The sequence below is a fragment of the Burkholderiales bacterium genome, from assembly GCA_013695435.1.
Lineage (GTDB): Bacteria > Pseudomonadota > Gammaproteobacteria > Burkholderiales > JACMKV01 > JACMKV01.
Genome location: JACDAM010000007.1, coordinates 1 through 6,848, shown reverse-complemented (window position 1 = coordinate 6,848; position 6,848 = coordinate 1). Strand labels below are relative to the sequence as shown.

Here is a 6,848-nt window from a genome sequence, read left to right as displayed (position 1 = left end):
GGATGAAACTCGCTTGTTCGGACGCAGAAAGACGACTGCCGCGGCTACTTCACTGGGCTTGCCCGGACGGTGCAACTCGATATGCGGCCTTTCGGTTTTGAGAAAATCTTCGAGCGCCTCATCGAAGCTCATGCCTTTTTCGTCGGCGCGTTCCTGCAGCATGCGCTCGACCAGCGGCGTCCTGATGAAAGCCGGAGAAACCGAATTGACCAGCACGCCATCTTTCGCGTAAGCCTTGGAAATGCTTTTCCCGAAAGCGATCAATGCTGCCTTGGCTGCGTTGTAATTCGGGATGTCGGCATCGGGCTGCACGCCCGATTCCGAGGCTACGCTGATGACGCGCCCCCATTTCTGTTCGCGCATCGCGGGCAGAAAAGCGCGCATCGCGCGCACCGCGGACATCAGATTCAGCTCGATATCCTTGTTCCAGTCTTCATCGCTGAGTTCGTCGAACGCGGCGAACTTCGCGACACCGCCGGCGGCGTTGACCAGCACGTGTACCGTACCGAAGCGACGCAGAACTGCCTTGGCCATTACATCGACCGAACTCGTGTCCGTCAGATCGGCTGCGAACGGTTCGACGGTTCCAGTATCGCCCGCGAGTTTGCGGGCCGTTTTCTCTATGCGATCACGCTCATGACCGATGGTGGCTATGAAAGCGCCTTCCGCCACGAACGCCTGCGCGATCGCTTTGCCGATGCCGCCGTCGGCGCCGGTAATGACGACTACTTTTTTTGCAAGAACAAATCCATCGTGTTCTCCTTATTTACCGACAAGCTCTTAAAATTTCGCAATCAAAAACAGCCCGGCCAGCATCAGGCCGCAGCCGGCCAGGCGCGCGAAACCCGCGGTATGTTGTTCAAAACCGATCCAGCCGAAATGATCGAGCGCGACCGCCCAGATCAACTGGCCGGCGACGACAAAACCGACGAGCGCCGCGGCGCCCAGTTTCGGCGCGAGCAAGATGTTACCGGTCAGATAAATCGTGCCGAGCATGCCGCCGGCGAGCCAGGTCCACCATGGCGCTGCCTGCACCATCGCCTGGCTCGGCCAGTCTTTGGTGACAGCCCAAGTCAGAATGCTGGTGCAAAATATGCCGACCAGCATGTTGACCGCCGCCGGGATATAAAGATTGTCGAGGCTCTCGCCCAGCAGCTTGTTGCTTGCAATCTGGGTCGTCAGAACCATTCCCAACAGCATTGCCATCGGCCCGAGCAACGCACTCATATGATTTCTCCTCTTATCTCCAGTGAATGGCCGTCGAGGTCGCGCATCGATCGACACATAGCTCGCCGCTTTCCTGCCGGTTGATGGAACTCGATGAGCGTTTCGGCCCACCACATATCGTTTGCGTTCGTGTCGGCGGGCATTGGCCGGCCGATGCCGGGCGCAAGATACTCGAGTAACTCGAGCCCGAACGCGCCGTTTCCGGCCAGCGACGTAACACGCATAGAAGCGCCGGGCACGCCGGTCAATGCTTCCTGTTCGGCGCCGTAGTTGTGCGCTTCGCCGACGACGGCGAGGCCAAGCTTGTCGCGATACAACGCGAGGCTCGCTTCAGTATCGGCGACAACTATGGCGCTGTGATCGATGCCGAGAAAAGCTCGCGTTTCGATTCGCGCCACACTTGTTGCCTTTGCCCGCGGGAAAATGGATCAATTCGAGCGGATGACCGTCGGGATCGCGGAAATAGAGCGCCTGGATTCCGGCCGCCGCGGGATTCCAGGCGGGCAGGGTTTGCGGCCCGAACGAGATCAACGGTTCGTGGTGCGTTTTTCAAACGCGCGAAGGCCGCCCCTAAGTCGCGCACCACGATCGCGATGTGGCGTAACCAGCGTCGTTGGCGCGGCTGTCGGCCGGCATCCCGCGCAAAGTTTTCGGTGCCGCTTGCCGTAATGCGAGCGTCATTTCGCCAAGCCGCAGTTCGATTTCATCGTGCGTATCGACCAGATGCTCGAAGCCGAGCAGATCCGTGTAAAAATCCAGCGACCTCTCGAGATTGGCGACGCTGAGGCGCACGCCCGTCAGGCGCGGCGCGCTGATTTGCGCGATCAAGCGAGACGCTCGGCGATGACATCGCCGACGCGCAGCGCGTTGGCGACGATGGTCAGCGTCGGATTGACCGCGCCGCTGGATGGAAAGAAAGCGCTATCGACGACATAGAGATTGTCCGCATCGTGCGCGCGGCAATTCAGATCGAGCGCTGAGCTTGCGGGATCACGGCCGAAGCGTACCGTTCCGCACTGATGCGCGACGCCGGATAGCGGAATGCGCTGGCCGAGATAAGCGCGTTCCGGCAAGACCGCCATCGCGTGGCTCGCGTCATTCAGCGTCTGCTGAAAGCGCCGCCGCAATTCGCCATGCGCGGCGAGATTGTTGGGTCGATAGCTGAGTTGTATCGTTCCCTTCGCATCTAACGTTACGCGGTTGCCGGGATCTGGCAGGTCTTCGCTGATCAGCCAGAAGTCGATGGTGTGATGGGCGAACGTATCGAGCAGGCGACGCGGAACCGGAAAAGGCGTTTGCGGCGTGAGCTGGCTGCCATCGAGCTTGCCCAGCATTTGAATGTGGCCAAGCGGCGGGTTGCTCGCGCCATTTGCATTGTAGAAATCATTCAGGCCGAACGTTTTCTGGAAGCGCGTCGGATTCGCCTGCCGCATCAGCGCGACCACGGCGCAATTCACATGACACATGTAGTGCCTGCCGACGACGCCGGATGCGTTGGCAAGGCCGTGCGGATGGCGCGCGTTGGCCGAGCGCAGCAGCAGGGCGGCCGAATTGATGGCGCCCCCGGCGACGACCACGATGTCAGCCGTATACGTTTCCAGCTCGGCGCCGGCGCGCGCATGAACCGCGGTCACCTCTCGTCCCGATGCGCTGGTTTCGAGGCGTTCGACAAAGCGGCCGGTGCGCAGCGTGACGTTGCCGCTGTCGAGCGCCGGTCGCATGCAAATCACTTCGGCATCGGCTTTGGCGTGCAGCAGGCACGGAAAGCCGTCGCAGGTAGCGCATTTGATGCATGGACTCGTTTGCGGCCGGGATTCATCGAGCCGCAATGCGAGCGGCAGCGGAAAAGGCTGCTTACCCGCGCGCTTGAGGTTTTCGAAAAGTTCCGCGATAACCGGCTCATGCGCGATCGGTGGATGGTCGTATTCGGAATCGCACGGCGGCTCCGTCGGATCGCTGCCGCGCTGGCCGTGGACCTGATACAGGCGCTCGGCGGCGAGGTAGTACGGCGCCAGATCGGCATAGCCTATCGGCCACGCCGGCGACAAACCATCCTTGTGCTGCGTCTCGCGGAAGTCGCGTTCGCGCAGCCGAAACAGCGCCGCGCCGTACACCTTGGTATTGCCGCCGACGCAGTAATGGGTCGCCGGCATGAATGCGCGTCCGCGGCGGTCCAGCCATTTTTCGCTAGCCTTGTAGCGATTGCGGACGAAAACAGCGTCCGAACTCCAATTTTCGGCTTCACGCGGCAGATAGTCGCCGCGCTCCAGCACCAATACGCGTTTCCCCGTGGCTGCCAGCCGCCATGCCGTCGTCGCGCCACCGGCGCCGCTGCCGATGATGATGACGTCATAGCGGCTGGGCTTGTCCATTAACCCGGTCAGGGGTTGCGCAAGCGCGCTGCTTGCAGCGCTTCGCCGGCGAGCCAGATCGAGACGCCGAGCAGCACCAGGTCTTTCGCCAGAAACTGGCCGGGGAGCGCGGACGGGAACGGAAACCCATAACCCGGCTCCCAGACGCCCGGTGTCGTCAGCATGAAACTCAGGGTGATGAGGTAGGTGATGATGGAACCGAAAGCGCCGACCGCGGAAGCCATCGGCGCAAACGGCCGCATGGCAATGAGCACGCCGATCGAAATCTCGATAACGCCGATGATGTTGGAAAGCATGCGCAGGCCTAAGGACCCATAAGCCCACGCCCAGATCGGGCTATTCGAGACGAAGGGCTCGATGTTTTTGGCTTCGTATTCGGTGAACTTCAATAGCCCGATCCAGAGGAAAACCACGACCAGTCCATAACGGAATACCATTTCGCCGGCACGTTGCAGGCCGGATTCATTCGTACCATATGCGATGCTTGTCGTTGCCATTGCGCTACTCCTTTTTTTCGATCTGAGAGTCGGACGGTTTTGCTGAAGTGACAATCGGAAGCTGAAGATTTGCTGTCAACTTTTTTCGCCCTGTTTGGCGTAAGCCTTCGCTTCAGGTCGATCGGCGTTTTCTCTTTCCACTTGTTGCAAGCGCTGGCGCCGCTGACGATGAGCGCGTAAAGGCTTGAGATCGGGCTGGACGCAAAGCGCGAGGCGCGTGATCAACGCTTCGCGGCGAGGTTCTTCGACTTGCCAGTAACTACAGGTCAGGCAGGCGCCGACCTTGTCATGCCCGGGAAGCCGCGTGGATTTGAACTGCTGGAAATGTTCATGGGTAGGCATTGCGCTGCTCCTTAGGCTGGTTGAGCGATGACGAAGAATGTTGGCACTGCAGCCGGCACGGATTACGCGGGAACGCGGAACGAAGGTTCGTGTTTTCGCTTCCCGAACTTTCAGCGCCGACGGGTTATTGTGCGCTTCGACCAAGCCCTTGACGACAGCAAGATGGCGACCATGCCAGCGCGCAAGATGTCTTCTGTCAGGTCGGATAGCAAGAGGTAGTGACACACTGCGCTGACATTGCGCGCGCCGCATTGGGTGAAGACCTCCGCAACGCGCACTTGAAACCGGCGCGCAACGCCCACCTGACCGGCTTCAACAGACTGTTGCGTGCGAATCAGCAACCATCGGATTGACAACCGCGGTTCGCAGAAGCCGAACCGCCGCCGCTTGTCGCGCAGCCGGCCGCGCCGACGACAATCATCAGCGCGGCCAAACCGGCGGACAGCAACTTACGCACTCATTTCTCCCATCGCACTGCCTTCCTGAATTGGCCAGCGGGCTGCAACAGCGTTTGTGCGAAATACTTAAGACATTGTCATTCCCGCGCAAGAGGGAATCCAGAGATGTTAATGACGCCCGGTCCGCTCGTGCGGGAACGACAACAGCACCCTGTCACCAGTCACGGTCTGCCTAATAAGCTGCGAGTCCTGAAGCCCCATCCGCGACCGGCAGGCCGCCGACGATGACGCCCAAAGATGTCAGGCTACCGCCGTCGCCGATACGGAATGCAGCGACGCCGCCTGTCCCTCTGAGCAGTAAATAAAGAAAGCGGCCATCCGCGCTGAGACTCAAATCCACTGGCTGGCTCATATCGCCCAGAAAAGCGGCGTTGCCACTGATCAGAGTCAGCGCACCGGTGGGACTCAGGCTATAGCTCGAGATCGTCCCGCTGCCAAAGTTCGCGGTAAAGGCGTAGCGCCCGTCGTTGGTGATCACCACCCAACACACGTCCGTCTGTCCGTTTGGAACTGAACCGCTAATGGGCGTGATCGTAGCGTCAGGATTTAATTGGTATGAAGACACGGCCGATAAATTGGGCGCCGCGTTGAAGGATTCGACCACGACCAATTTGCCGTCATCGCGTGGCGCTAAACTGAATGGACGAAGTCCGAAGGAGGCGTTTCTGATCGGCGTCGCGCTGGCGTAGCCGTCGGCTCCAATATCGAAAGCGTCTATGGCATTCGGCGGTGTCAGCAGCACATTGGTCGTTTTGTGCGTAACAAGAATTATCCGACCGTCAGGGCTGAATCTGACTTCGCCGGGAACGGCAATCGGGGAACTCAATAACCTGAACGAATCCGGCAACTCGGTCAAAGTGCCGTTACCTGCAATCCTGAAACCACGAATTCCGTTGCCGGCAACCGAACCGTTCAGTACATAGAGCAGATTGCCGGATAGCGTCAGGCTCAGCGGCTGGTCGCCTGCGTAGACCTTTTGAACGAATCGGAGGCGCGTGCCATTTACGGCAAACACGCTGATCTCGTCGCTGCCGGCATTGACCGCGTACAGGTAGCGGCGGTCCGTGCCGAGTCGCAACGGGCCCTGCGTATCCGTATCGACTCCTATTCCAAGCCCGCGCGTACGCACGCTTCCGACTCTGGTCAGGGTACCGTCGCTCGCGCGGCTGTATCTCACGATCCGGTTTCCCGCGGTCGCGTTGGTCATCGCAAACACGGCGCCTTCGCCTTTTTTGACCGATGCTGCCTGCGCTCGACCAGCGCTTTGTTCATCGTCCGGACTTTCTTGTTCCTCTCCTTGCTCATCATCTTGCGCGGATGTCGTTCCTTGCGCGAACGTGGGCGTCGTTTCCTGCGCGAAGATTCCGCCTGGAATGGAAGCCGCCATCGCGAATGCCGCGATGAATGTCAACATTCTCATCGTCTTTATCATTTTCGCTGTCCTTTGACTGGTAGATGTTGGCGCCGACGACTACTACTGGGTGGATCTGCCTCCGCCGCGATTATCGGAACCATGATCTTTCGAACCATCGCTGCCGCGCGCATTGCTGACGTGCTTATCGGTCCACTCATCAACACTGAGCATGCCGTCCTTGTTCTTGTCCATCTTGGTAAATACCCCTTCGTGCATTTTCATGAATTCGTCCTGAGACACCATATGATCGCCATCTCCGTCCATGACCTTCATCATTTTCATCGTGCGCAGGCCTTGACCGCCGCGCGCATAGCCGCCGGTCGAAAACATGGGGTCGTCGGCTGCGCCGGCCAGGGAAACATATGCCAGCGAAGATGCCATCAGTGCGACTGCGGTCGCGATTCCTGTCATTTTCAACATTGCTTTCACTCCTTCAGGTGGAATTGCACCCGGATGGATGCAACCGTTGACAGCATGGCAAGTTGGACAGTCCGGTTATGTGCGTTGTCGCGCTTTACCGGTAAGGATTCGGTAAAGA

The 6,848-nt window shown here is 59.4% G+C and carries 9 protein-coding genes; all 9 read right to left on the bottom strand.

Annotated elements, in window-relative coordinates; genetic code table 11:
* Positions 1-720, bottom strand: a 720-nt coding sequence (locus H0V78_00315; protein MBA2350271.1) for an SDR family NAD(P)-dependent oxidoreductase, incomplete at its 3' end; no start/stop codon positions are given.
* Between the two features lie 60 nt (positions 721-780).
* Positions 781-1,227 (bottom strand): DMT family transporter, encoded by a 447-nt coding sequence (locus tag H0V78_00310; protein ID MBA2350270.1) that lies wholly within the window; start codon positions 1,225-1,227, stop codon positions 781-783.
* The gene (locus tag H0V78_00305; GenBank protein MBA2350269.1) at positions 1,224-1,625 is read right to left on the bottom strand and encodes a VOC family protein; all 402 of its coding nucleotides are present in this window, start codon (positions 1,623-1,625) and stop codon (positions 1,224-1,226) included. The genes H0V78_00310 and H0V78_00305 overlap by 4 nt, the downstream gene beginning before the upstream one ends.
* A gap of 172 nt (positions 1,626-1,797) precedes the next feature.
* Positions 1,798-2,055, bottom strand: a complete 258-nt coding sequence (locus H0V78_00300) for a VOC family protein (GenBank protein ID MBA2350268.1) — start codon at positions 2,053-2,055, stop codon at positions 1,798-1,800.
* On the bottom strand, positions 2,052-3,599 hold the full coding sequence (locus tag H0V78_00295) for a GMC family oxidoreductase (GenBank protein ID MBA2350267.1): 1,548 nt from the start codon (positions 3,597-3,599) through the stop codon (positions 2,052-2,054). The genes H0V78_00300 and H0V78_00295 overlap by 4 nt, the downstream gene beginning before the upstream one ends.
* A gap of 8 nt (positions 3,600-3,607) precedes the next feature.
* Positions 3,608-4,096, bottom strand: coding sequence for a DUF417 family protein (locus H0V78_00290; protein MBA2350266.1), 489 nt, complete (start codon positions 4,094-4,096; stop codon positions 3,608-3,610).
* A gap of 75 nt (positions 4,097-4,171) precedes the next feature.
* Complete coding sequence (locus H0V78_00285; protein MBA2350265.1) at positions 4,172-4,438, bottom strand: hypothetical protein; 267 nt, start codon at positions 4,436-4,438, stop codon at positions 4,172-4,174.
* Positions 4,439-5,068: 630 nt separating this feature from the next.
* Positions 5,069-6,025 carry a beta-propeller fold lactonase family protein gene (locus tag H0V78_00280; GenBank protein ID MBA2350264.1) on the bottom strand — a complete coding sequence of 319 codons (957 nt, stop codon included), beginning with the start codon at positions 6,023-6,025 and terminating at the stop codon, positions 5,069-5,071.
* A gap of 345 nt (positions 6,026-6,370) precedes the next feature.
* A complete protein-coding gene (locus H0V78_00275; GenBank protein MBA2350263.1) occupies positions 6,371-6,730 on the bottom strand; it encodes a hypothetical protein in 360 nt (119 codons plus the stop codon).
* Positions 6,731-6,848: the final 118 nt, after the last annotated feature.

Bases quoted from the DNA above. Each gene is read 5' to 3' on its own strand.
- H0V78_00285 (MBA2350265.1), bottom strand. From the start codon at position 4,438: ATGCCTACCCATGAACATTTCCAGCAGTTCAAATCCACGCGGCTTCCC.
- H0V78_00310 (MBA2350270.1), bottom strand. From the start codon at position 1,227: ATGAGTGCGTTGCTCGGGCCGATGGCAATGCTGTTGGGAATGGTTCTG.
- H0V78_00275 (MBA2350263.1), bottom strand. From the start codon at position 6,730: ATGTTGAAAATGACAGGAATCGCGACCGCAGTCGCACTGATGGCATCT.
- H0V78_00290 (MBA2350266.1), bottom strand. From the start codon at position 4,096: ATGGCAACGACAAGCATCGCATATGGTACGAATGAATCCGGCCTGCAA.
- H0V78_00295 (MBA2350267.1), bottom strand. From the start codon at position 3,599: ATGGACAAGCCCAGCCGCTATGACGTCATCATCATCGGCAGCGGCGCC.